Source organism: Tunturiibacter gelidiferens (assembly GCF_014201335.1).
Classification (GTDB): domain Bacteria; phylum Acidobacteriota; class Terriglobia; order Terriglobales; family Acidobacteriaceae; genus Edaphobacter; species Edaphobacter lichenicola_E.
Genome location: NZ_JACHEB010000006.1, coordinates 307,635 through 330,837, shown reverse-complemented (window position 1 = coordinate 330,837; position 23,203 = coordinate 307,635). Strand labels below are relative to the sequence as shown.

The following is a 23,203-nucleotide window of genomic DNA, read 5'->3' as shown; positions in this document are numbered from 1 at the left end:
AATTCAGGAAGTGTTTTGAGGCAAAAAACAGGCTATCTGCCCAGCTTGGACGGCTGGCGGGCATTAGCGGTGATCGGTGTTGTGCTAACGCACGATCAAGGCGGCAAGTTTCCCTTTCACGTTCTGGAACGGTTTCGGGACATTGGGTTTGTAGGGGTAGACCTGTTCTTCGCAATCAGCGGGGTGCTTGTCACCTGGCGCATTCTGGAAGATGAGAAGACACGCGGATCTTTCCGCATCAAGAGTTTTTACGTACGACGGTTTTTCCGTATCCAGCCCGCAGCCTGGACATACTTAGGTGTCCTGGCCATTTTAATGCTTTGTGGGGCTTTACAGGAAAAGTGGAGCCGGTGGTTTGGTGCTCTTTTCCTGTTTCGCAACTTTCAGGCACATTGGGCGAATCGGGTCGCCGAGTTGGGACTAGGCTGGTTCAGTGCTCACTTCTGGACGCTCTCGCTGGAAGAACATTTTTATATTCTCTTGTCCATATTCATCTTGACCGTTCGCCGGAACAGGGCAGCCGTCCTTTTCATACTTCTGTTCGGTCTTATCGTTGGCCAGCAGATTGCCATCAGGCATGGTCTTTTCTCTGACGATGTGTCAGGAGGACGTACCTATTGGCAGATACAGTACCTGTTTTTCGGAGCCTTTCTCAGCATCCTTCTACAGCTCGAATGGTTCCGACAACACGCGGTTCGATGGCTTCGCCCGTGGCTGGTGTTCGTAGCTGGGTTTTTATTCCTCGAAGTTCATAGCTACGTGGCCAACGCTCATCTACCGGGCCCTTTCAATCTCATTGGCGAACACTCATCAAACATTGCGTACTTGTTCGCGTTTTGCGTGGTGGCTACCATGTTGCACCCTGGTAGTTGGACAACGAGATTCCTGGAACTATCTCCACTTCGGTTCATTGGACGAATTTCCTACAGTCTTTATCTGTGGCAACAAATCGTTTTTCACAGCAGTAGCCCCGAGACTGTCGTGCGGTGGAGGCCCCTCGTCTGGGCGGGTGGGCGACCACAAAACTATCTGGTGCTTTTCGCATTGGCCCTTCTGAGCTATTTCTGCATTGAGAAGCCGTTTGTCCGCTTAGGTCATAAGCTGGCTCCTCCCTCAACCCCGGGGCATCGGGATCTCGATGTGTCTTCCTTGCCACGGAGTGCACCGGCTATACCGAGCTTGATGGCTTAGGGTGCTCTGACAAATGCTTGGCTAGGTGGTTTTAAAATGCGGCGGGGAGTCGAGGTACTTGATCAGGACTACTTCGTTGCCGATTTCGTTGTAGATCAATTCGTCCACTGTTCCGGCCGCTACGAGAAGACCATACCCGCCGGGACGCATTCCTTCCTGCTCGCGCTGCACGATGTGGTTGGTGGGATCATCGGTTGGATTGGCAATGGCCGCGTGGCTGAGTGATTCGCGGCGGAATCCGGCGCCGGGGTCGCGCAGGTAAAACACCATGGATCTTTCGGTGCGAATGCTGGTGACTTCAACGACCTGTTCGGGATTGAAAGCGGCTCCGTGCTCCATTGCGTTCATCAGGATCTCTCGCAGGGCCAGCATCATGTCCATCTGGATGTCTTCTGGCAGCTGAGCGCTGAGTTCTTTCGCAAAGCTCAAGAGGCGCTCAGCGTTGACGATGCGGCAGTTGACGCGGACTGACACCCAGCCGGGGCGAGCGGATAAAACATGGATGTCGTCGCGCCATTGACTGTCGGAGGCGGCGCGGCGGGCCAGGTTCGCGATGTTGTAGGGGTCAAACGGAGGGGTGAAGCAGGCGAAGACACGGGCACGCAGGGCGGCGATTACACCATCGGGAGTGCCGTGGCTGGCCAGGACGATGCACTTTACACCGGGCCTGATGGCGCGCATCTCTTCGAGCAAGGCCAGGTCTTCGTCAAGAGCGCTGTCGGGGCTGGTGATGACGACCCCAAAGGATCGCTTGCGCAAGCGCTGCAGGGTGTCGACATGCCCGGCAGAATGCTCCAAAGGCAAACCCGCAGCTTTGAGTGCGCTGCTGATCTCCTGGCTCACCTTCGCGTGACTTCCAATGACGAGGACCCGGCTCATAAAACGCTCCGAGAGAGTGAACTAGATGACCTGAAACTATTATCACTCAAACTCAGTGAATGGGAGGTGAGGCGGTGGGCAGATCGGTTGAGACGAAGATCAGGAGAGGTATTCCTTGAGCCAGGGGTCGTTGGAGTGGACGAGCTCTTCGGTGGTGCCGTCGAAGACTACTTTTCCTTCGTTGAGGACCAGGAATTTTGTGCTGTCGTCGATGCCGTTGTTGGGGATCTGCTCGACTTTTTCGGTTTGCGTGTTGAAGCGGCTGCGGGCGAGGAGGTAGGCGTCCTGAATGCGGTGGGTGATGACGAGCGAGGTGGTCTGGGTGACGTCGCGCTGCTTGATGACGAGGTCAATGATAGTGGTGGAGGTGATGGGATCGAGGCCGCCGGTGGGGGAGTCGTAGAGGATGAGATCGGGATGGGTGATGATGGCGCGGGCGATGGAGACGCGGCGGCGCATTCCTCCGGAGAGTTCGGAGGGGATTTTATCGATGGTGTTTTCGAGGGCGACGAACTGGAGCGCTTCGATGACGCGGCTGTGAACCTCCTCCTCGGAGACGCGGTCTTCGTGGAGGCGGTAGGCGACGTTGTCACCGACGGAGAGGGAGTCGAAGAGAGCCGACTCCTGGAAGACCATGCCGATGCGGCTGCGGAGTTTGAAGAGGTCGACTTCGGGCATCGTGGAGACGTCGTGGCCGAAGACGTGGATGGATCCGGTGTCAGGCTTGAGGAGGCCGTTTACGAGCTTCATGAGGACGGATTTGCCGCCGCCTGCGGGGCCGAGGATGATGCGGGTTTCGCCGCGCTGGACGGTGAAGGAGATGTTCTGGAGGACGGGTTTAACGTCGAAGATGATGGAGACATCGTCTACGACGACGATGGGCTCCTGTGAGTCTGGTTCCTGCTGGAGCGTTGCGGAGCCGGATTGGGCGAGGTCTGCCGTCATGACGTGAATTTCTGCCTTTTACCTGCCGAAGATACCGATCATGGCACGAGTGACGATGAGGTCGACGATGATGATGAAGACCGAGGAGATGACGACAGCCTGGGTGGTGGCTTTGCCGACGCCCTGGGTGCCGCCCTTTGTGTTCATACCGAAGTAGCAGCCGACGGTTGCAATGATGAAGCCGGAAAAGAGGGGCTTGGCGAGACCCTGTACGACGTCTCCGTATTGGAGAGCACGGTAAGAGTTGTGAAAATAGGATGAGCCGTTGAGTCCGAGCAGGGCGATGCTGATGAGCGCGCCTCCGGCGATACCGCAGGCGTCGGACATGATGGTGAGGAAGAAGAGCATGAAGATGGTGGCGTAGAGGCGCGGGGTGACGAGCTTGCGGACCGGGTCGGTGCCGAGGGCTCGCATGGCGTCAATCTGCTCGGTGACCTTCATGGAGCCGATCTCGGAGGCCATGCCGGAGGCGTTGCGGCCGGAGACCATGAGGCCGGTGAGAACCGGGCCCAGCTCTTTGACCATCGAGAGAGCGACGAGGTTGCCAGTGAGGCTAACCGAGCCGAAGGCTTCGAGCGAGGTGGCGGACTGGAGGGCCAGGACGCAGCCGGTGAAGAAGCCGGTGAGGACAACAATGGGCATGGAACCGACGCCGATGTAGTCCATCTGGGTGTATATGTCGGCCATGTAACGCGGGCGGGTGAAGAGGTTAGAGACGGCACGCCAGGACAGGATGGAGTAGTCCTGGATGGAGGCAAGTGTCTGCTTAGCGAAGATCTCTGGAGAGACAAAGGGCATGTTTATGTGGCTCAGCTTATCAGATGCAGACGCCGCGACGAAGATTGCAGGTTCTTTAGGGGTTAGGAGGCGATCGAGGGTGCATCGACCGGGTGGGGATGAGAAGATAGAAGAGTGAAAGCTGAGATGACGGCGGCGGTGTTGTACGGCAAGGAAGATTTGCGGCTGGAACGCATGGCAGTGCCGCAGGCCGAGGCCGGAGAACTAGTAGTGCGTGTGGGCGCCGCACTGACCTGTGGGACCGATTTGAAGGTCTATCGGCGAGGCTACCACGCCATGATGCTGAAGCCGCCGATTCCGTTTGGGCATGAGCTGGCCGGGGTGGTGGAGGAAGTTGGCGCCGGGGTGACGGCGTTCAAGGTGGGGGACCGTGTGGTGGCATTGAACTCGGCCCCGTGTGATGCGTGTTTTTTCTGCAGGCACGGACAGCAGAACTTGTGCGAGGACTTGCTCTTCAACAATGGGGCTTACGCAGAATTTATTCGGATACCGGCGCGGATCGTCGAGAAGAATACGTTGTTGGTGCCGGATGGGATTCCGCTGGAGTATGCGGCGCTGACCGAACCATTGGCCTGTGTGGTGCGAGGGCTCGAGGAGAGTGGAGCTCGGGCCGGGGACACCATGGTGGTGATTGGAGCGGGACCGATCGGGTTGATGTTTATGCACGCGGCGGAGATTGCTGGCTTGGATGTGATTGCGGTGGTGAAACGCGAGCACCAGGTGGGCGCGGCAAAGCTGTTTGGTGCGAGCGAGGTGGTTCTGGTGGATGCGGCGAAGGATGTTGTTGCTGCTACGCGCGCCTTGACGAATGAAGGACGGGGAGCCGACATCGTGATCGAAGCTGTCGCGACCCCCACGACGTGGGAGTGGGCGGTCGATATGGTGCGGAAGGGTGGGCTGGTGAACTTCTTTGGCGGGCCGCCCAGCGGGACGAAGGTGAAGCTCGATACCAACCGGCTGCACTATGGGGACATTACGTTGAAGGCAAGTTTTCACCATACGCCGGCGACTTGCAGGACCGCGTTTGAGTTGGTGACGAGTGGACGGTTCAAGTGTGCGGAGTACATTACGGGACGCGCCGGGCTGGATGAGGTGCCGGCGATCTTTGCAGGCATGATGCACAGGAATAATGGTTGGGCGAAGGATATCAAGACGGCGGTGTTTCCAGAGGGCGGGCCACGATGAGCGAGACGACTGTGACGCAACATGCGCTGGTAGGCGCTCCGCCGGAGTACCTGACGCCGTTGGAGCGGCCGACTCTTGCAGAGGCACAGGCGTGGTGCAGAGAGCTTGCGACGACTCACTATGAGAACTTTCATGTAGCGACGTTTTTCCTTCCAGCTAAGGTCAGGCCCCACTTCGAGAGTATCTACGCCTATTGCCGTGTGGCCGATGATCTGGGAGATGAGGTGGAGGATCGCGGGGTGGCGACGCGGTTGCTGAATACGTGGGGAGCGATGCTGGAGGAGTGTTACGACGCGCCGGAGCGGTCGATGCATCCAGTGTTTGTGGCGCTGCATGAGACGATTCGAGAGTGCGATCCGCCGCGACAGCTTTTCCTGGATCTGCTGCATGCGTTTCGGATGGATCAGTACAAGACGGAGTATGAGAGCTGGGAGGAGTTGCTGGAGTATTCGCACTACTCGGCGAATCCGGTGGGAAGACTGGTGCTTTGGGTGTGCGGGTATACGGATGAAGCACGGGCGTTGATGTCGGACAAGGTTTGTACGGCGCTGCAACTGGCGAACTTCTGGCAGGATGTGGTGGAGGATAAGGAGCGGGGAAGGCGGTATGTTCCTGCGGAGTCGATGCTGCGGTTTGGGGTGGAGGAAGGGCAGATCGAGGGGCGGGTGTTTACGCCGGAGTTTCGCGGGATGATGCAGGAGCTGGTGGTGCGGACACGGGCAATGCTGCTTGAGGGTGGTGAGATCAGCCTGCATGTGGATAAAGAGCTGAAGGTGGTGCTGGACTTGTTTCGCAAGGGTGGAGAGGCGATTCTGAATGGCATCGCGAGGCAGGACTTTGATGTGCTTCGTGGCAGGCCTGTGGTGTCGAAGGCGCGGAAGGTGGGATTGCTGATGGAGGCGCTGGCCGGCAAGGCGCGCGCGGGGATGTCCTCGTGACGATTGCTGAAGCTTATGCCGTGTGCGCGGGGATCGCGCAACGGGAGGCCAAGAATTTTTATTACTCGTTTCGCGTTCTGCCGGAGAACAAGCGGAATGCGATGTGCGCGGTGTACGCGTTTATGCGCCGGGCCGACGATATCTCCGATGATGAGACGTTGCCAGTAGCGGAGCGGCGGGTGGTGATGGCGGATTGGCTTGAGGCGTGGCGTGCGGCGCGGCGAAGTGGAGTGTCGGATGACCCGGTTTTTCTGGCGTTGAATGATACGCAGAGGAGATTCGCGATTCCGGATGCTCTGCTGGAGGACCTGGTGAGGGGCACGACGATGGACCTGGATCTCGAAGGGAGCCAGGCGGGGATGGTTTATGTAACTGAAACGGTGGCAGATAAGACGCAGACGCTGCAGGTGTATCAGGATTTCGAAGGGTTGTATCGGTACTGCTACCTGGTCGCTTCGGTGGTGGGGCTGGTCTGTATCAAAATCTTTGGGTATACGGACCCTCGGGCGGAGGATTTGGCGGAGAAGACCGGTGTTGCATTTCAGTTGACGAATATTCTGCGAGACGTGAGCGAGGATGCGGGGCGCGGTCGGATCTATCTTCCACTGCAGGATCTGAGTTCCGGCAGGGTGGAAGTGAAGCAGTTGTTGCAGGTGGTTCGGCGAGAGGCTGAGACGAAGGTTGTGCGGAGTCTGCTGGCACAGGAGGCGGCGCGGGCGCTTGTGTACTACGCGGCGGCGGAGGAGTTGCTGCCGTTGATCGATAAGGATAGCCGCGCGGCGCTTTGGGTTCTGGTGACGATCTACCGCGGGCTTCTCGAACGGATTATGGCGAAGAACTACGATGTTTTTTCTGAGCGCGTGAGTGTGCCGACTTCGAGAAAACTGATGATTATGGCGCAGGGGATGGGGATGGCTGTGCGTAACCGGATGGTTTCGTGAGTGGTGCAGAACATAGCGATGTGATTGTTGTGGGGGCGGGCACGGCAGGGTTGGCTGCGGCAAGTGCGCTGGTGAGGGCGGGGAAGTCTGTCACAGTGCTTGAGCGTAAGCCTTATGTGGGTGGCAGGGCTTATTCGTATGAGCACCCTGCGCTGCAGGAGACGGTGGACTCGCAGCATGTGCTGCTGGGATGTTGCACGAACCTGATTGAGTTGTGCGAACAGGCCGGCACCGCTAAGAAGATTCGGTGGTATGACGAGCAGACTTTTCTCGAACCGAATGGGAACGTGAGCACGATTGTGACGAGCGATCTTCCGGCGCCGCTTCACTTTGCTCCGAGTTTTCTGGGCATGTCGATGCTGGGATGGAAGGATAAGTTGGGGCTCACGCGTGGGCTGATGGATTTCTTTCGCGGATATCCGGCGGAAGATAGCGAGAGTGTTGAGCATTGGTTGAAGCGGACGAAGCAGACGGAACTTTCGATTCGGCACTTCTGGGGTCCTATTGTGATGGCAACTTTGAATGATCGTCTGTCGCACTGCTCCACGCGGTATGCGGGGAAGGTGTTTCATGAGCTGTTCGTGAAGTCTTCAACCGGGGGGCGGTTGGGGATACCTACGGTTCCGCTGAGTGAGTTTTATGCGGCTGAGGCGCGGATGATCGAGGCCTATGGGGGGACGGTGCGGCTTCGTTCGAGCGTGGAAGGGCTGGTGCAGGAGCCGGATGGGCGATGGCGGGCAAATACTGCCGATGCAGCTTATATGGCAGATGCGATGATTCTGGCGCTTCCGTTTGAACAGGCGCAGAAGCTGCTGCCGACGGTTCGTGTGAACGAGGAGTATGCGCGAGGGTATGAGGAGGTCAAGGACGACCTTGAGCTGAAGATGGCTCGGCAGATACATTCTCCGTTTACTTCTATTCTGCTTTGGTATGACCGCGAGATTACGGATCTTGATCATGCGTGGCTGCTGGATACGACGATTGAGTGGTTCTTTCATAAGTCGCGCATCAGGCGGTATGCAAAGGAGAAGGGAAGTTATGTCGAGGTCGTGATCGCTGGCTCGCGGGCGCAGTTGGGTATGACTCGGGAGGAGATTCTGGCTTCGGCGCTGAAGGAGCTTGAGATGTTTTTTCCTGAGGTGAAGCGAGCGAGGCTGGTGAAGAGCGGCGTGTTGAAGGAGGCTCGGGCTACTTTTTCCGTGACAACGGGGCTGGACCAGTTTCGTCCGAAGCAGGTGACCGAGTGGCCTGGGCTTTTTCTTGCGGGCGATTGGACTGCTACGGAGTGGCCTTCGACGATGGAGGGTGGGGTTCGGAGTGGAAGGCTGGCAGCGGGGGCGGTGGTGGGGGATGCGACGCGATTTATGGCGCCGGAGACTCCGGCTAGTGGGTTGATGCGGTGGCTTAGCCGGGACTGAGCTGGATTTTCTATGCCCGGCAAGGTGTCCTGCCGGACGGGCCCACTGCGCTTGGGGCGGTCACTTCGTGACTTGTATACCTGATCTCGGTCAGGGAGAGGTGGATGTCCTCCCGTTGGTCGGAATCGGCATACTACTTTGCTTGTTTTTAGAAAAGCTATTTTGCTAGTAGGGCCACGCCGGCGCAGACGAAGAGCGCGGCGATCCAACGGCGGGTGTCTACGTTTTCTTTGAGGAAAAACTTCGCGGCTGCGGCGGTGGTGATGAAGGTGAGAGAGGCCGTTGCGGGGGCGATGAGGCTGAGATCCGCTCCGGAGAGCGCGAATAGGAGCGAGAAGAAGCTCAACGCCATGCAGGTGATGCCGGCAAGGAACATGCCGCTCGAGAGGACAGCTTTAATCGCACCGAGGAGACCGGATTTCGCGCGTATGTTGTCCAGGTCGCCGAGCTTGCGCATGCCGCCTGCGATGAGGATGTCGCCGGCGGTGGCGGTGATGACGACGGCAGCGATGGTGGCCCAGGTGTGGAGGGTGTTGGGGTTCATGGGAGGGCCTCGACTTCTACGGAGGCGTGCTCGGTGCGGGAGGGGCCGTTGGCTACAAAGCCTACACCGATGACAATGAGTGCGACACCGAGCCAGCGTGAGCGGGAGACGTATTCGTGCAGCCAGAAGCGGGAGAGGAGGGCGACGATGACGTTGCCGAAGGCGGTGGCTGGCAGGACGAAGGTGATGTCCGCCCAGCTGAGGGCTGTCATGTAGCAGGCCATGAAGCCGAGCAGGACGATGATGCCGGAGATGATCCAGGGGCTTTTGAGGGCGAAGAATAGCGCGCTGAGGTGGTGGATGGAGACAGGGCCTAGCTGCTTCATGCCGATGCCGAGGAGAGCGTCGCCTATGGAGGCGCCAAGCATGACGGCGATGAGGACGAGCCAGCGGCGGGGGGTGAGGGTGTGTTGCATACGTGTCGATCCGTTCAGGTGATAAGGCTAAGAGAAAGCGGCCAGCATCTGCATGCTGACCGCTTTTAGATGCTTTAAGCACTGGATGGTTACGCGTTCATGCTGACGGATTCCTGCGCCTTGGCGGCGTTGGCTTCCTTGACGGCGCGGACGGCTTTATTGCGCTTGGAACGAAGGCTCATGAAAGACTTTGCTTCGGTGTAGAGACGTGGCACGTCGCGGTTGACGATAGCCTGCCAGACTACGCGGAAGGCAGCCTTGGGGCGGAAGTAATATTCGTCATAAAACTTGTGCACCATCTCCATGACGTACTCGACGGGGAGACCGGGGTACTCGATGTGAGCCATCTGGTGGCCACCCTCATCGCTCATGGCTTCGTTGGTGATGAAGCCGTTCTCCTTGGCGTAGTCGAAGAACTCGGTGCCGGGGAAGGCGTGAGCGATGGAGACCTGAATGGTCTCGCAGTCGAGCTGCTTTGCGAAGTCGATGGTGTTGCGGATCGACTCGCGGGTTTCGCCGGGGAGGCCGAGGATGAAGTCTCCGTGGATGACGAGGCCGAGCTTGTGGCAGTCGCGGGTGAAGTCGAGCGCACGCTGAACGGTGGCACCCTTTTTGATGTTCTTGAGGATTTGAGGGTCACCGGACTCATAGCCCACGATGAGGAGGCGGCAGCCCGCTTCTTTCATGGCCTTGAGGGTGTCGTAGTCGGTGGTGACGCGCGAGGTGCAGGACCAGGTGAGGCCGAGTGGCTTCAGCTTTTCGCAGAGCTCGATGGTGCGGGCCTTCTGAATGTTGAAGGTGTCGTCGTCGAAGAAGAACTCCTTGACGTGGGGGAAGAGCTCTTTGGCCTGCTTCATCTCGGCTGCTACATCATCGGTGGACCGCTTGCGCCAGGCATGGCCGGAGAGAGTCTGAGGCCAGAGGCAGAAGGTGCACTGAGCGGGGCATCCGCGGGTGGAATAGAGGGAGACGTAGGGGTGCAGGAGGAACGGGACGCTGTATTTGGTGACGTCGAGATCGCGGTGGTAGATCTCCGTGGCCCAGGGCATCTCGTCGAGCTGCTCAGGAGTGACCTGCGCACGGTCGGGGTTGTGGAGGATCTTGCCGGTGGCCTTGTCCTTGTAGCTGACGCCGAGGATTTCGTTGAGCGGCTTGCCGTTGGCGTATTCGACGACGGAGAAGTCGAACTCGCGGCGGCAGATGAAGTCGATGGCGGGGCACTCGTTGAGAGCCTTGTCGGGGGAGGTGGTCACCGGAGGACCGACGAAGGCGATCTTGATGCTGGGGTAGGTCTGCTTGATGACTTCGGCCATCTTCTGGTCGCCGTCCCAGCCCATGGTGCTGGTGAAGAGCACGAGGAACTCGTAATCCTTGAGGATTTCGACGACTTCCTGCCACTTGATGTGGTGGGGCGGTGCGTCGACGAGACGGGAACCTTCGAGCATGCCGGCGGGATAGGTGAGCCAGACGGGATACCAGTAGGACTCGATCTCGCGGGTTGCGGGCCAGCGGGAGCTGGCGCCACCGTCAAATTTCTCGAAGGAGGGCGGGTTCAGAAAGAGCGTTTTTAGCGGCATAATAATATCTTGATTTTACCATTCAGTTAAGTGGTTAAGTGGCTTTTCTGGAGTTTCCTGAGAGGTACCTTCGACGATGCGCGAGCTGGCTAGACGATTCATTACAAAAAAGATAGGTGTTTTTTGCTAGTGCTTAGCAGGGGGCACGGGCTGTGCCTGAAAGACAGCGGAGAGCCAGTCCTCCAAATCGCCAGATTGTCTCATGAGACTGATCTGAGCCTGTTGTAGCTCGAAGTTGGCGTTGAGGACTGCAAGGAACCTCTCCCGTTCAGCGATGCGCGAGGTCTGCTCGTCTTTGGGGGTCATCTGGGCGGTGGCCGAGTTTCCATTGCCTGTATTCAGTTGGACCAAGAGGGCATCGAGGTTTTGCTGAGCGATCTGCTGGTCGAGGGTTGCGATCTCGGCTCTGACGGCAAGCTCGGAAGCAGCGTGTTGAGCTTTAAGTCGGATATCTAAAAACTGGTCGCGAATGGAGTCGGCGTCGTGTAGGGCGTGGGCTGCGTCGGCGTCGGCCCCGCGTGCCTTCGCTTTACGAGCGGCATCGAAGAAGGGAAGCGTGATTTGTATGCCGATGGCAGCGTTGTTTTGCTGGAAGCGGAAGTAGTAATCCTGGAGGTTATTGAACTTTGCGAAGCGGCTGTATTGCGCATCAAGGGTGATCTGCGGGCGCATGATGTAGCGGTTTTCGGCGAATGCGATCTCACGCTTCGAATCGGCGAGCGCGTATGCTGACGCGACGGCTGGATTGATGGTGGGTGCCGTGCTCGAAGGTAGATCGCCGGGATTCACGGTGACGATGGGCGGGACACTGCTGATAGAGGTGCCGAGGCCTTGTGCGGGCAGACCGAGAAGACGAGCAAGGTGCGCCTGATCTGCGATGGCGTCATCGTCCATACGCAGGCGGGCGAGGTGAATCTGCGCGGCGGTGAGGCGGGCGGATGTCAGATCGATGGATGTGTCCTGGCCGGCGGCGAGACGGTCCTGGACGATGGCGACTAGATGGTCGGCAAAGCCCTGTTGCTCGTGGAGGACGGCCTGACGTTGGAGGTCGCGGTTGAGAGCCAGATAGGTGATGGCGGTGTCTTCGGCGACGGACTCACGAACGTCCTTCAGGGATAGAGCGGATGCTTCGAGCGATGCCTTCGCGGCGCGGATGTAGTCGCGTTGTGGGGAACTGTAGACAAGGGACTGCGAGTTGAGATTGTAGATGGAGGGTTGACCGAGGGGGAATCCATAGGAAGGAGGGCCGATGGAAGAGGCGCCGACAACGTTTGGGATGTAGGCGTCTCTCAACTCCTCCATCGTCGCTCTCGCTTTGTCCACGTCCGCCTGGGCTGTCTTCACCTTGGGGCTGTTCTTTAGAGCCAAAGTGACCGCGCTGGTAAACGAAATCTGCGCGATGGCGGGTGTTACCGCACAGGCCAGGGCAGAGCACGCGATCAATTGGCGACGAAGACGGATCATACTTGCTGAGAGATTCCTTAGTGCTGGTTAGAACTCATGGTATCGCCTTTTGTCTGCGATCCCTGCAATGCTTTGAGGGCCGGTACATAGTTCGATGCGAGGGCTGTTGCTGCGAGGTATTCGCGATGCGCTCCGGCGGCGTCTCCGTCCTGTGCGAGGAGACAACCTAACTGGAGATGAACTTTGAAGGCGGGGGCGCCGTCGGTCTTTGCAGAGGACGCCAGATACGTGCGAAGAAGGCTGATTGCGAGCTGAGGAGAGTTGTGGGCCTCTGTGAGGGTGCTTGCTGCATCGACGAGGGGAGGTCCCTTGCTCCGGTCGGCGGCAACAGCGGATCGGAGGGCGTCGAGCATCTTGTCCGGCTGATTTTCACGCCGGTAGAAGTCGCCGAGGTTGATGTAGGCTTCGGGTGTTTTACCTGTATCGACGGCAGCGAGATACTCGGCTTCAGCGGCGGCGGGGTCTTTTTTCTTTTCGGCGACCAGGGCTAAAAGACGGTGTGATTGAGCGGGGAATTTGGGCTGCATTCTGGCGGCGAGGCTTTGCGCTCGATCCAGTCCGCCGCCAATTATGGAAGGGGCTGCGACGTAGTATTCGCCGAGGTCGCTCATGGCTCGAAAATTTTCCGGATCGAGTTGGACGGCGCGCTCGAATTCGTTATGGACTTTAACGGCGAGGCTAAGTGCAGAGAAGGGGCTGGCGTGAGCTGCTTTGTGTCCGTAGGCACGGGCGAGCCACATGTGATTGTCGCTCTCGTTGGGTGCGTTGGCGACGGCGAGTTCACACTCATGGATGGCAGCGTCGGTCTTGCTCTGCGCGTAGTAGACACGGCAGTAGAGCTGATGGGCCTGAGCGTTGCCGGGTTCGTTACTGAGGAGCTCCTGAAGCATGGCGGCAGCCTCGTCAACGCGTCCCTGTTGGAGCAGGGCATTGGCCTGGGTTTCGTCGGCGGCGAGAAGATGAGTGGTGAAGAGGAGAGCGAATAATAACGCGAGGTGAAGACGAAACGGGTGGGTAAAAAGGAACATGGCTACTCGACTATTTTGACGGGGAGCCCATTAGTGAGTTCACGGTTGTTGACGGCGTTGAGGGCGACCGTGTCTTTCTCGGTGAGGCCGCTGAGGATTTCGACGCGAGTGAGATTGACTCCCACGCCCACCTGTACGGGAGTGCGGACGAGTCTGTTATTGACGACGCGGAAGACGAAGTCTCCGCCTTCGGTGTGAAGGGCCTCGCGGGGAACGCTGAGGACGTTGAAGCGCTGCGAGATGGTGACGGTAACGACGACGTTGGTGTTGGGCAGGAGGTCGCCTTTGGCGTCGTCGACGGCGATGATGCACTCGCCTACGTTGCGTGTGCCGTAGGTGATGACGGTGGTCGGTGCGCGGGTGATGTGGCCGTGCCAGGTCTGGGTGGGCTTTGCATCCCAGGCGATTTTGACCGCCTGGCCGACTGCGAGTTTACCGATCTCGGGCTCGTCAAAGTAGGCGCGAATCTGAATTCGGTTGAGGTCGGCCATGTCGAGCAGATTTTCGCCGGCGGGGACGAAGTCATAGTTGGATACGGGAATGGAGTAGACGGTACCAGGGAAGGGTGCGCGGATATTGTCGTTGGCGTAGGCCGCTTGTGCGGCGGCGAGGGCGGCGCGTGCATCGGCGAGCTGGGCTTCGGCACGGGCGCGGTCCGTGGTGCTATAACGCTGAGTGCTGCGTGTCTGAAGGCCTTTGGCGGAGCTTTCGGCGGTTAGCAGCCGCTGTTCGGCGGAGGCGACCTCGCTGGCGGAGGCGGCTCCTTTTTGCTGGAGCGCTTGGAGGGCTGCGAGGTCTTTTGCGGCTTGTTGCTGCTGCTGCTGTGCGCGGCTGAGATCGCCGGAGAAGCCGATGCGCTCATCTTGCGATCCACCCTGATCGATGTCGTGGATGGTGGCTTCGGCAGTGTGTACGGCGGCGTTTGCTGTAGCGATTTTGGCGACTGCGTCGGCGTCGTCCAATTTGAGAAGAAGCTCGCCTGCTTTTACCTTCTGGCCTACTTCGACGTACACCTTTGCTACGACACCGGGAGCGGGTGCGTAGGCAGGAAACTCGTCGATGGGCTCAACCTTGCCGCTGGTCGATACCGAGGTGAGGATGTTCTGATGGTCAACGACAGCAACGCGAACAGTGACCAGATCACGTGTGGTCGAGCGTACGATGATGAAACCGATAGCGATAATTCCAAAGAAGATGCCCCACAGCATTGCGGGATTTAGCCGTCTTGTCTCAGTAGTAGGCATCAGGTCGAAGGTTCAGTATATAAGACGCTGCACAAGGTCAGATTGGACCAGAAACTTTTGAGTATAAGGTAGTTAACGCCCGCGATGGACCTGGTCACGAGAGCCGGAGATCGACTAGCTCCAGCTCCAGACCGGGGAATTGGGGGTTGGTTTTGGCCTTCAATCTGTAGGCGACATCGACCAGGGCGCCGTTGCTGAGGGCCATTTCAGCGCATCGGGCAGGCCAATCGGTGATGCGACTCCATCCAAGTGCACTGAAGCGAATGGTTTCGCCGGGAGGTTGAAGCTGCAGGCAGATGTGTTTTTCTTTGATGAAGCGTACGGGAGCGGTGAGGTTGAGGCTGCGGGTGAGGAAGACAGGTTCGCGGTTGCTGATGCCGAAGGGTTCGCAACGGGTGAGCCAATCGTAGAAATCCTGGGTGAGATCGCTGAAGAGAAGTTCAGCATCGCACTCAAGGGGAGGCGTCATGATCTCTTCGGTAAGTTTTGAGGAGCCGTACAGCTGCATTCGTTCCCGCAGAAGCTGGGTCTGGTTGGAGGGCATGGAGAAGCCGACAGCATGAGCGTGGCCGCCGAAGCGTGAGAAGAGGGGAGCGTCTGACGGGGTGACCGGTTCATGGACGGCGCTCAGAGCTTCCAGCAGATGGAATCCTGCGATAGATCGGCCGGACCCGTGGGCGTGGCCGTCTTCGTGCGTCATCACGATTGCGGGCCTGCCGGTGCGGTCGACTACGCGGGAGGCGAGGATGCCGAGGACGCCTCGATGCCACTCGGGGTCGTCGAGGATGATGCATCCAGCGGGGAAGTCTCCGAGGTTTTCTCGTAGAGCTGCCAGTTGGAGTTCGATGGCTTCGAGGGCTTTTGCTTCGGTGGCGCGGCGGTCGTCGTTGAGGCGGTTGAGCTTTTCTGCGAGGTCGGTGGCGCGGGCGGGGTCTTTGGTGAGGAAAAGCTCTACAACGTCGCTGGCGATGTCCATGCGGCCCGCAGCGTTGATGCGAGGTGCGAGTCGAAAGCCTACTTCAGTTGCGGTCGGAGGGCGGTTGATGGGGATCTGCGCTATTTGCATGAGGGCGCGGAGGCCAGGCTGGACCGGGTTTCGGAGTTCTTTGAGGCCAAGTGCGGCGATGACGCGATTTTCGCCTTCGAGAGGCACCGAGTCGGCGATTGTGGCGATGGCAACAAGCTTTAAAAATGAGGGGATCAGGCCACGCTTCAACTTTGCTCGTTGCTCTTCAGTCTCGGTAGCGGCGAGCAGAAGCGCGTGTGCCAGTTTGAAGGCGACTGCTGCACCGCAAAGAGACTTGAACGGGTAGGGGCAGTTTTCCTGGGCTGGATTCAAGACTGCGACGGCGTGGGGGATACCGATAACACCGTCGGGGAGGTGATGGTCGGTGACGATGAGGTCCATGCCGAGGGCTTTGGCTTCTTCTGCTGCTGCGAAGGCGCGGATGCCGGTGTCGACGCTGATGACGAGACGGATGCCTGAGGCAGCGGCTTCACCGAGGACGCCGGTCTGCATGCCGTAGCCCTCGCGGATTCGATGCGGAACGTGATAGGTGACTTTGGCGGGGGTCTCTTTTGAGGCGATGCGCTCGATGGCAGTCTTGAGGAGAACGGTAGCGGTGGTGCCGTCAACGTCATAGTCGCCATAGATGAGGATGGGTTCGCTGGTGCGAACTGCTTGCTGGATACGAGCGACGGCGATATCCATGCCGAGCATGAGCATGGGATCGATGAGGTCATCGAGAGAGGGAGTGAAGAAGGTTCGGGCGGCTGCGGGATCGGAGAGACCACGGGAGACGAGGAGCTTGGCGATGGCTTTCGGGCAGCGTAGATTCTCAGCGAGATGCCGGGCGGCGGTATCGTCTGCTGAGCGTGTAATCCATGGCGGCGGCCCAATCTGGGCGGTGGACATTGTCTTGATCTACTCGTCGCTGTCGTCGACTACGATGCCGCCGAGGTCGGTGACGGTTTCCATCAGGTTCTGGAAGCTGTCGTACCAGTCGGTGGCGACTTCGAAGATGAACATGACGCCCTGATGGGCGAATCCGAGCTGAAGGTAGCCGACTTTGCCGACGTGGTTGACGAGGTATTCGGCGTCGTCGATCTCTTCGGAGTTGTCGTCAGGAAAAGTCTGGTCGCGAAGCTGATCGAGCAGGATGGCAACATCGGCCTTTTCGAGGATAACTTCGCTCATCGTGACAAACGGGGAGCCCGCTGCCTTGGCGTGCTCGACGAAGTCCTTCCATCCATCGGGGTTTTCTTCTTCGAAGATAACGGTGGGGACGTCTTCCGTGACGTAAGCGTTGAGGCGACGCATGCCGTGGCCGGCGATGAAGGCCACCATGTCGTCTTTAAGCGAGATAAGATTGTCAGGTTGCATTCGATAAGTATTGTCTCAGAAACGCCGGTGTATCGCACAGGAAAGACGGGGTTGCGCGCCTGGCAAAGGGATGTGTGAGAGAAAGGGAATTCAGGATTGGCAAAGTTCAGGCATCACGTTTTTATTTGTACCAACGAGCGGGACGAGAACGCCGCTCGACCAAGCTGCAGCCGGGAGAACAGCGGGAAGCTGAAATCGGCTTTCAAGGATGCCGTGAAGGAGGCCGGGTTGAAGGGACAGGTCCGCGCTAACGAACTGGGTTGCCTGGACCAGTGCGAGCATGGGCCTGTTGTGGTGGTGTACCCGGACGCTGTCTGGTATGGGTTTGTTCACGTGAAAGACGTGGACGAGATTGTGAACGAACATCTTGTGCATGGACGACCGCTGGAGCGGTTGCGGCTGGCGGATACGTGCCTGAATACGGAGCGTTGCCCGCATAAACCGATGGAAAAACGTAAGTGACAAAGCGCCGACGTAAGTGATGAATAGAAGGTGGATGCGTCGAGTTGCGTGGTATATTCGAAGGAAAGTCAAATGATTTTTTCAAAAGATTACGTTGGATACCTGGCGCGCCAGACTGTGAAACATTTGGTCGCGGAGAAGATGATCCACACCGACAAGCCGGCCTTGGTCAACGAACGCGTCACTACCGGGATGGTGGATGAACTGGCGCTGGAAGACCGGATCAATGATGAAGTTCGGGTGATTCTCGAAGCCTTCCAAGACGATATGCGGAAGACGGGCGCGAGCTATCCGGAGATGTTCAAAAAGGTGAAGAACGAGCTCGCCCGCAAGTATAAGGCGGTGCTGTGAGAATCTCTCGCGACAAACTGAATAAGCTGGCTCATACGGTCGCCGATACTCTGGCAGAGATTCCTGAGGTTGATTTTCTGGAGGATCGGAACACGATCCGGCAGGAGGCTCGGAAGGCGCTCGAGAAGCTGCTGACGGATGAGACGAAGATCGATGCGGCGGCTCGGCAGAAGATCGCTTCGCAGCGGAAGATCATCGTGGAAGGGTCGCAGGAGTGGGACATCCTGTACCGCAAGTACTACAACGATGAGGTGAAGAAGCTCGGGTTGTAAGAGCTTCTTTTTCAGAGCGGCGCAAGGCAGTCAGCGGCGTTATTAGCTGATATAATTTGTTTATCGCAGTGGAGAAATGCCTCTCCTGTTTGGTTTCTGGCGTCATGGTGTAACTGGTTAACACGCCGCCCTCTCAAGGCGGAGAGTACGGGTTCGATCCCCGTTGACGCTACCAGTCCTTTCCTTCTGCAACTTAGTGTTTTGGCGCCATGGTGTAACTGGTTAACACGCGGCCCTTTCAAGGCTGAGAGTCCGGGTTCGAGCCCCGGTGGCGCTACCAAACTATCAACAACTTAGAAACAGGGAAGTGGCAAAAGGGCTCAGATATACCTGGTCTGATGTGCTTATGTGCAGTCAGTTGTATCTTAATGCTGGAGTCGCCAGCCTGGCTCGGACCGATGGTTAGTAAGAACCGGGGCACAGCCAAGTGACAGATATCGCTGAAAAGAGGTCGGTCCCAACGGGGGCGTCGAGCTTGTGGCGACCGTTGCGCGTGCCAACCTTCCGCAATCTGTTGGCTGCGAATGTCGTCTCCGATATCGGCGCGTTCATGCAGACTGTTGGAGCTGGGTGGCTGATGGTGTCACTCCATGCTGGGCCGATTTACGTCGCGCTCACGCAAACCGCTTCGTCTCTGCCTTATTTTCTGCTATCACTCCCCGCCGGTTCCGCTGGAGATATCGTGGACCGCCGCAAGCTGATTCTCGCCGCCGAAGTGTGGATGGCGAGCGTGGCACTCATCCTCTGCGTGCTAACCATTGGCGGATTTATGTCTCCTTGGTTGTTGTTGGTATTGACGTTTGCGCTGTCGGCGGGGGAGGCATTCGAAACCCCATCGTGGCGCGCAATCCTGCCTGAATTGGTGCCTAAGGAGGACCTCGCGGCAGCGTCCGCACTGAATGGGATCGAATTCAATCTTGCCCGAGCTGTTGGACCCGCGCTCGCCGGTGTCGTCATAGCCGTCACCGGTGTCGCCGCGGCATTTGTGACAAACTTCGTAGCATTTTTCGGGGTCATTCTGGTTGTAGCGAAGTGGAAGAGGCCTGTTCGCAAGCTGACCACGCCACCGGAGACGTTCACAGGAGCCACGGTTGCCGCCATTCGCTATGTCCGTTACTCGCCCGCAATTCTCACCGTCGTGGTTCGGACTGGAGTGGTCACATTTTTCGCAAGCGCGCTCTTTGCGTTGTTGCCAACTGTTGCTCACAGCGTCAATAAGAGCGCGATAGGCTATGGACTCTTGCTCGGATGCTTTGGGCTTGGCGCAGTTTTAGGTGCTTTGGCCATGCAGCCGGCCCGTGCCAGATGGTCCACGGAGGTTATTCTCTCGTCGGGAGTAGTGATCCTCGGGGCTGCGATTGCAATGACCAGTGGTTTTCACCGGTTGAGCACACTCGCTCCCGTCATGCTGATTGGCGGCGCGGCATGGATCCTTTTTATTTCTCTGATCAACACTCTGGTACAGAACCTGGCGCCAGAGTGGGTACGGGCACGAGTGCTTGCAGTCTTCATTCTAGTTTTTCAGGGAAGCTTCGCTCTTGGGAGCGTGGTTTGGGGCGCTGTCGCGCAGAGAGCGGGCGTCGGGATTGCTCTCGTCTCAGCCGGGATTGGAACAATCGCGACTACTGTGCTCGCGCTTTTCGCACGGTTTCCTGACGCGCCTGCGGACCTGAGTCCCTGGAACCACTGGCGTATGCCTCTGGTAGTTGGAGACAATGACTTTGAGCAGGGACCCGTGCTGGTTACGGTCGAATACGCTGTTATTCCAGAACGAAATGCGGAATTCGTGGACGCGATCCATCAGTATGGTCGGATACGACGTCGGGACGGTGCGTATAGCTGGGGAGTCTTTCACGATATCGAAGTTGCGGACCGCTATCTGGAGGTAATGCTGGTGAATTCGTGGGCGGAACATCTGCGCCAACATGAGCGGCTCACCCGAGCGGACACTGAATTGGAGCGCCGTATGCTGAGTTATCTCGCCAAAGATATAGTCACGCGTCACCTGATCTATACACACTCGAAAGAAACGTAGTGTCTGAGAAAGGCTACCCGGTGTATCTGATGGGAAGGTCTTTTGCCAGCTTGTAGACTGCGGACTGAGGGTGGCTCATCCAATTCGCTGATTTTGCTGGATTTAGTTAATTCTAGGAGGCTTAACCGATGAAGTGGCGGAGAGACAGGGATTCTCCTAAAATACTGAAATATCCAATTAAATCACATTTGATTTACCTATGGTACGGTTATGGTACCATAACCGTAGAGGACATACAACGATCGATGGCGAATAAAAAGCTGACGCTCTATCGCAAGTGCAAGACACCTGAAGGATGGAAGCGCTACCCGGCATGTATGTCAGCGAACGGCAAAGTGAAGCCTGACGTGGTGCTAGTCGGCGGCGTCGAAGTTGCCTATCCTACCGGCCATTACGAACTCCGATCGTTCGAAGGTTCGAAGACGAAGTGGACCAGGGTTGAAGGCAACGCCACCCACGCTTTGGATGCTTTCAAGAACGCGCAAAAGATAGCGACCGCCGTCGCCATCGCAGGGGATGCTGGGGTAAAGGTCGTCAAAGATCCGATGCGGATCCCTTTGCGGGATTCCTATCGTGTGTTCGTCCAGGCTGCGCTCGATCGTAAGTCGACGGAGGCTGCTGAGATCTACCAGCGGACTCTCGAAGAATTCCTGTCTACCTGGAAGAAGACCTACGCAGATGAACTCACCCATGAAGACGTCATCAAGTTTCACGGAGAGATGCGGAAGCGAGGTCTGTCCGACCGGACGGTCTATAACCGACACATGAACCTCCGCGCGTTCATCATCTATCTGGGGCTCGACGTGAAGGCGGTGGCAGGGAAGTCTCCTAAGTTTGAGAAGACGATGCCGGAGATCTACGAGACTAAGGAGTTGAAAGCTTTCTTCAAAGCGTTGGCTACCGACTATGACCGCCTGTTCTTCGATCTTCTGCTCAAGACTGGCCTCCGGGAGAGGGAAGCGATGCACCTTGAGTGGATCGACCTTAGCTTCGAGCGAAGGACATTGCAAGTAAGGTCAAAGCCCCGCTACAACCACAAGATTAAAGATTCAGAGGAGCGCGAGATGCCACTCACCGCGGAGCTCGTAAAGGAGCTGCGCGAGTACCAGGAGAAGAACCTTAGTCACCGTCTCGTGTTCGGCAAGCGTGGTGGGGAAGTGGACGAACCAGATGGTCACCTGCTTCGTCGCCTGAAGGCTCTAGCAAAGAAGGCCGGGCTGAATTGTGGCAACTGCGACGGCTGCGTCTCCAGCAAGGAGTGCGAGGTATGGTTCCTGCACAAGTTCCGGGCAAACTACATCACGACCTTGCTCCGGAATGGGCTCGACTTGCGCACGGTGATGGCTTTGTCTGGCCATGCTGATATTGCATCAGTAATGCGATACCTGCGTCCTGCCGGTACTGAGGTGATGCAAGCCAAGGTTGACTCGATCAAGTGGCGCTAACCGCTAGGCCGACCGCGAGCGCAACCAGGCGGCGGTCTCGTAAGGGTCAAACTTGACCGCGCCGCCTATCAGGACCGCAGGCTGGCCACCGCGCTTCACACGGTTGTAGAGGGTCTTCACTGATTCGCCGAGAAGGGGAGCAAGCTGCTTGGCGGTAAGCATCCCACGGTGACGCTCGATCGTCGTGGCGACCGAGCAAGGCGCATGGTGGTCACTGGCATCGGGGAAAGTCCGGCAGAAGGGTGTGATCTTGCTCATGTTGTTGTCTCCTGTTTCTATTCTGTCTCTAGGTTCTCGTGAACCAAAGCATGTCCTCCCAGCCATCCGCGGTAGATGTCCAAGGGTGTACGACTCGGGTGGTAGGCTATCGGGATATGCAAATAGCCGCTCGACTTTCGAACGTCTTCACCGAGCCCTCTAACATCACGGGCTTCACGATGACTCAAACTAAATAACCAGACCCTTGCACGTATCACCTACCAGTTCAGGAACATCTTGTACGGTGAACATAAAATAGGGCTTGTCCACGAGAGCAACCCTATCTTGGCTCGATAAGATTCGGCTGCTTATGGAAATTCCGGCATCCGGTTCAGAAAGGCAGAAGAGGTGTCCATTGCTGAGAAAGCTAATGCGTTTTCAGGATGACCGCTGGCTGTGTAGCGGTGATCACGGATATAGCCTCGGAAATCACTCCGTTCCCTACGAAGACGCGATCATCATGCTCGTTGAACATGCACTTGGCTTTCCGGCAGGCCCCGGCGAATTGGAGAAATTCAAATCTCTCCTAGAGAGGCGCATGCCGAATGAGGATTGGGAGGCCGTCGCGAAACAAATAAACATGGAGTCTCGGCAGAGGGAACGCGCACGCGATGAAAAGTGGATCATTGAGAAGCTTCAACTAACCGAATCTCCGGGTCCGTATTGGAATGCCGATTGGGAGGAATTACACCGCATCGCGGTTGCGGAACTTGACCCGGACTGGTCTGGGATTATCAACATCTTTTTCCTGAACGAAACCTTTAACTATGGTGAACTGTGGCATTTTGTGCAGCGATATAGGCCAGCGAAGTGTCCGCTTCGTCAATGGGAGGTATGCCTTGACGCGAGAGTATGGCAAGAACGTGAGGACGGGCGGACCCCGGATGTGAAGACATCTCGAGTTTTGGCCTTCAGTCAAGAAACCGCTCGGGCAATCTATGAAGATTACGAGTGTGAGGTGATTTGGGTGAAAGAAATCGAGCCATCAAATCCAGGTAGCTATAGTCGGGATCCGCGGTAAGCGGACTCCCTCTTCACCGAGATTGAGATCTGTTTTAGTTGAGGTAGGGGATACGAGCCGGCCGTGGCGTAATCCGAACTAGGGCTCAGACTTAGCACATATCACTTAACATGAGACTTCGAAGGCACCTCGTCGGCTTGCCCATCAGGGCAGGCCCCGCCTAAATCAACAAACTACGGCACTGAGGTCGGTCCGATGTTAATCTCGAGTCATGATTACTCTTGATGATGAACTCGAAGTGATAGACCAGACAATCGATGAACTCGAGGCTAGGCGAGTAGATCTGATCCACCGCATGACGGCCGTTCAGCAGCCGACGGGCAGCGGGAAGGTGATTCGATTCCCGGGCGTGAGCGTGACGGTACGTGACAGTGGAACCCATGAGCATATCTGGTAGTTGAGTTGGTC

General features: G+C 57.6%; 24 protein-coding genes and 2 tRNA genes. 14 read left to right on the top strand and 12 right to left on the bottom strand.

The features are described from left to right. The first annotated feature begins 15 nt into the window (after window positions 1-15). On the top strand, window positions 16-1,191 hold the full coding sequence (locus HDF14_RS14620) for an acyltransferase family protein (RefSeq protein WP_183977955.1): 1,176 nt from the start codon (window positions 16-18) through the stop codon (window positions 1,189-1,191). Window positions 1,192-1,212: 21 nt separating this feature from the next. On the opposite strand, the gene HDF14_RS14615 is transcribed toward HDF14_RS14620, so the two are convergent. From HDF14_RS14615 to HDF14_RS14605, 3 genes are all read right to left on the bottom strand, one after another. Then, window positions 1,213-2,070, bottom strand: a complete 858-nt coding sequence (locus HDF14_RS14615; protein WP_183977953.1) for an ATP-binding response regulator — start codon at window positions 2,068-2,070, stop codon at window positions 1,213-1,215. Between the two features lie 99 nt (window positions 2,071-2,169). After that, a complete protein-coding gene (locus tag HDF14_RS14610) occupies window positions 2,170-3,015 on the bottom strand; it encodes an ABC transporter ATP-binding protein (RefSeq protein WP_183977951.1) in 846 nt (281 codons plus the stop codon). An 18-nt stretch (window positions 3,016-3,033) separates the two neighbouring features. Then, the gene (locus tag HDF14_RS14605; RefSeq protein WP_183977942.1) at window positions 3,034-3,813 is read right to left on the bottom strand and encodes an MlaE family ABC transporter permease; all 780 of its coding nucleotides are present in this window, start codon (window positions 3,811-3,813) and stop codon (window positions 3,034-3,036) included. Between the two features lie 126 nt (window positions 3,814-3,939). Between HDF14_RS14605 and HDF14_RS14600 the strand changes: the two genes are divergently transcribed. Genes HDF14_RS14600 through hpnE form a run of 4 tightly spaced genes read left to right on the top strand, consistent with a single transcriptional unit; the run spans window position 3,940 to window position 8,295 of the window. Further along, window positions 3,940-4,998 (top strand): zinc-dependent alcohol dehydrogenase, encoded by a 1,059-nt coding sequence (locus tag HDF14_RS14600; protein WP_183978073.1) that lies wholly within the window; start codon window positions 3,940-3,942, stop codon window positions 4,996-4,998. Then, window positions 4,995-5,936, top strand: a complete 942-nt coding sequence (gene hpnC / locus HDF14_RS14595; protein ID WP_183977940.1) for a squalene synthase HpnC — start codon at window positions 4,995-4,997, stop codon at window positions 5,934-5,936. Before HDF14_RS14600 ends, hpnC begins: the two co-directional genes overlap by 4 nt. Continuing rightward, window positions 5,933-6,877, top strand: coding sequence for a phytoene/squalene synthase family protein (locus HDF14_RS14590; protein ID WP_183977938.1), 945 nt, complete (start codon window positions 5,933-5,935; stop codon window positions 6,875-6,877). Before hpnC ends, HDF14_RS14590 begins: the two co-directional genes overlap by 4 nt. After that, entirely contained in the window at window positions 6,874-8,295 is a 1,422-nt protein-coding gene (gene hpnE, locus HDF14_RS14585; RefSeq protein WP_183977936.1) for a hydroxysqualene dehydroxylase HpnE, read from the top strand. Before HDF14_RS14590 ends, hpnE begins: the two co-directional genes overlap by 4 nt. A gap of 157 nt (window positions 8,296-8,452) precedes the next feature. On the opposite strand, the gene HDF14_RS14580 is transcribed toward hpnE, so the two are convergent. The 8 genes from HDF14_RS14580 to HDF14_RS14545 all read right to left on the bottom strand — a co-directional run bounded on the left by HDF14_RS14580 (window position 8,453) and on the right by HDF14_RS14545 (window position 16,951). Continuing rightward, window positions 8,453-8,839, bottom strand: coding sequence for a hypothetical protein (locus tag HDF14_RS14580; protein ID WP_183977934.1), 387 nt, complete (start codon window positions 8,837-8,839; stop codon window positions 8,453-8,455). Further along, window positions 8,836-9,255: an EamA family transporter gene (locus tag HDF14_RS14575; RefSeq protein ID WP_183977932.1), complete on the bottom strand. Its 420-nt coding sequence runs from the start codon at window positions 9,253-9,255 to the stop codon at window positions 8,836-8,838. The genes HDF14_RS14580 and HDF14_RS14575 overlap by 4 nt, the downstream gene beginning before the upstream one ends. 89 nt (window positions 9,256-9,344) lie before the next feature. Then, window positions 9,345-10,832, bottom strand: coding sequence for a hopanoid biosynthesis associated radical SAM protein HpnJ (gene hpnJ / locus HDF14_RS14570; protein ID WP_183977930.1), 1,488 nt, complete (start codon window positions 10,830-10,832; stop codon window positions 9,345-9,347). 126 nt (window positions 10,833-10,958) lie between these two features. After that, window positions 10,959-12,296: a TolC family protein gene (locus HDF14_RS14565; RefSeq protein ID WP_183977921.1), complete on the bottom strand. Its 1,338-nt coding sequence runs from the start codon at window positions 12,294-12,296 to the stop codon at window positions 10,959-10,961. 17 nt (window positions 12,297-12,313) lie between these two features. Further along, on the bottom strand, window positions 12,314-13,324 hold the full coding sequence (locus HDF14_RS14560; RefSeq protein ID WP_183977919.1) for a tetratricopeptide repeat protein: 1,011 nt from the start codon (window positions 13,322-13,324) through the stop codon (window positions 12,314-12,316). Window positions 13,325-13,326: 2 nt separating this feature from the next. Further along, the gene (locus tag HDF14_RS14555; RefSeq protein WP_260698284.1) at window positions 13,327-14,568 is read right to left on the bottom strand and encodes an efflux RND transporter periplasmic adaptor subunit; all 1,242 of its coding nucleotides are present in this window, start codon (window positions 14,566-14,568) and stop codon (window positions 13,327-13,329) included. Window positions 14,569-14,662: 94 nt separating this feature from the next. Further along, the gene (recJ, locus tag HDF14_RS14550) at window positions 14,663-16,483 is read right to left on the bottom strand and encodes a single-stranded-DNA-specific exonuclease RecJ (protein ID WP_183977917.1); all 1,821 of its coding nucleotides are present in this window, start codon (window positions 16,481-16,483) and stop codon (window positions 14,663-14,665) included. 9 nt (window positions 16,484-16,492) lie between these two features. Next, window positions 16,493-16,951, bottom strand: coding sequence for a hypothetical protein (locus HDF14_RS14545; protein WP_179638109.1), 459 nt, complete (start codon window positions 16,949-16,951; stop codon window positions 16,493-16,495). A 96-nt stretch (window positions 16,952-17,047) separates the two neighbouring features. Here HDF14_RS14545 and HDF14_RS14540 point away from each other — a divergent pair, with 96 nt between their 5' ends. The 7 genes from HDF14_RS14540 to HDF14_RS14510 all read left to right on the top strand — a co-directional run bounded on the left by HDF14_RS14540 (window position 17,048) and on the right by HDF14_RS14510 (window position 21,516). Beyond that, entirely contained in the window at window positions 17,048-17,413 is a 366-nt protein-coding gene (locus HDF14_RS14540) for a (2Fe-2S) ferredoxin domain-containing protein (RefSeq protein ID WP_183977915.1), read from the top strand. A gap of 72 nt (window positions 17,414-17,485) precedes the next feature. Next, on the top strand, window positions 17,486-17,764 hold the full coding sequence (locus HDF14_RS14535; RefSeq protein ID WP_183977913.1) for a DUF507 family protein: 279 nt from the start codon (window positions 17,486-17,488) through the stop codon (window positions 17,762-17,764). Further along, entirely contained in the window at window positions 17,761-18,036 is a 276-nt protein-coding gene (locus tag HDF14_RS14530; protein ID WP_183977911.1) for a DUF507 family protein, read from the top strand. Before HDF14_RS14535 ends, HDF14_RS14530 begins: the two co-directional genes overlap by 4 nt. 98 nt (window positions 18,037-18,134) lie before the next feature. Beyond that, window positions 18,135-18,211 (top strand) — tRNA-Glu (locus HDF14_RS14525). Between the two features lie 28 nt (window positions 18,212-18,239). Further along, window positions 18,240-18,316, top strand: a tRNA-Glu gene (locus tag HDF14_RS14520). Window positions 18,317-18,463: 147 nt separating this feature from the next. Further along, window positions 18,464-20,071 (top strand): MFS transporter, encoded by a 1,608-nt coding sequence (locus HDF14_RS14515; protein WP_313899584.1) that lies wholly within the window; start codon window positions 18,464-18,466, stop codon window positions 20,069-20,071. A 245-nt stretch (window positions 20,072-20,316) separates the two neighbouring features. Further along, window positions 20,317-21,516, top strand: a complete 1,200-nt coding sequence (locus HDF14_RS14510) for a tyrosine-type recombinase/integrase (RefSeq protein WP_183977907.1) — start codon at window positions 20,317-20,319, stop codon at window positions 21,514-21,516. A 3-nt stretch (window positions 21,517-21,519) separates the two neighbouring features. Here the strand turns inward: HDF14_RS14510 and HDF14_RS14505 are convergent, their stop codons facing one another. Further along, complete coding sequence (locus tag HDF14_RS14505) at window positions 21,520-21,774, bottom strand: helix-turn-helix domain-containing protein (RefSeq protein WP_183977905.1); 255 nt, start codon at window positions 21,772-21,774, stop codon at window positions 21,520-21,522. A 370-nt stretch (window positions 21,775-22,144) separates the two neighbouring features. On the opposite strand from HDF14_RS14505, the gene HDF14_RS14500 reads away from it, so the two are divergent. Then, the gene (locus HDF14_RS14500; protein ID WP_183977903.1) at window positions 22,145-22,795 is read left to right on the top strand and encodes a hypothetical protein; all 651 of its coding nucleotides are present in this window, start codon (window positions 22,145-22,147) and stop codon (window positions 22,793-22,795) included. Between the two features lie 211 nt (window positions 22,796-23,006). After that, complete coding sequence (locus HDF14_RS14495) at window positions 23,007-23,192, top strand: hypothetical protein (RefSeq protein ID WP_183977901.1); 186 nt, start codon at window positions 23,007-23,009, stop codon at window positions 23,190-23,192. Window positions 23,193-23,203 lie beyond the last annotated feature (11 nt).

Coding starts and splice junctions, on each gene's coding strand:
- HDF14_RS14615 (WP_183977953.1), bottom strand. CDS start 2,070: ATGAGCCGGGTCCTCGTCATTGGAAGTCACGCGAAGGTGAGCCAGGAG.
- HDF14_RS14610 (WP_183977951.1), bottom strand. CDS start 3,015: ATGACGGCAGACCTCGCCCAATCCGGCTCCGCAACGCTCCAGCAGGAA.
- HDF14_RS14605 (WP_183977942.1), bottom strand. CDS start 3,813: ATGCCCTTTGTCTCTCCAGAGATCTTCGCTAAGCAGACACTTGCCTCC.
- HDF14_RS14600 (WP_183978073.1), top strand. CDS start 3,940: ATGACGGCGGCGGTGTTGTACGGCAAGGAAGATTTGCGGCTGGAACGC.
- hpnC (WP_183977940.1), top strand. CDS start 4,995: ATGAGCGAGACGACTGTGACGCAACATGCGCTGGTAGGCGCTCCGCCG.
- HDF14_RS14580 (WP_183977934.1), bottom strand. CDS start 8,839: ATGAACCCCAACACCCTCCACACCTGGGCCACCATCGCTGCCGTCGTC.
- HDF14_RS14575 (WP_183977932.1), bottom strand. CDS start 9,255: ATGCAACACACCCTCACCCCCCGCCGCTGGCTCGTCCTCATCGCCGTC.
- hpnJ (WP_183977930.1), bottom strand. CDS start 10,832: ATGCCGCTAAAAACGCTCTTTCTGAACCCGCCCTCCTTCGAGAAATTT.
- HDF14_RS14565 (WP_183977921.1), bottom strand. CDS start 12,296: ATGATCCGTCTTCGTCGCCAATTGATCGCGTGCTCTGCCCTGGCCTGT.
- HDF14_RS14560 (WP_183977919.1), bottom strand. CDS start 13,324: ATGTTCCTTTTTACCCACCCGTTTCGTCTTCACCTCGCGTTATTATTC.
- HDF14_RS14555 (WP_260698284.1), bottom strand. CDS start 14,568: ATGCCTACTACTGAGACAAGACGGCTAAATCCCGCAATGCTGTGGGGC.
- recJ (WP_183977917.1), bottom strand. CDS start 16,483: ATGTCCACCGCCCAGATTGGGCCGCCGCCATGGATTACACGCTCAGCA.
- HDF14_RS14545 (WP_179638109.1), bottom strand. CDS start 16,951: ATGCAACCTGACAATCTTATCTCGCTTAAAGACGACATGGTGGCCTTC.
- HDF14_RS14535 (WP_183977913.1), top strand. CDS start 17,486: ATGATTTTTTCAAAAGATTACGTTGGATACCTGGCGCGCCAGACTGTG.
- HDF14_RS14510 (WP_183977907.1), top strand. CDS start 20,317: ATGGCGAATAAAAAGCTGACGCTCTATCGCAAGTGCAAGACACCTGAA.
- HDF14_RS14505 (WP_183977905.1), bottom strand. CDS start 21,774: ATGAGCAAGATCACACCCTTCTGCCGGACTTTCCCCGATGCCAGTGAC.
- HDF14_RS14500 (WP_183977903.1), top strand. CDS start 22,145: ATGCGTTTTCAGGATGACCGCTGGCTGTGTAGCGGTGATCACGGATAT.
- HDF14_RS14495 (WP_183977901.1), top strand. CDS start 23,007: ATGATTACTCTTGATGATGAACTCGAAGTGATAGACCAGACAATCGAT.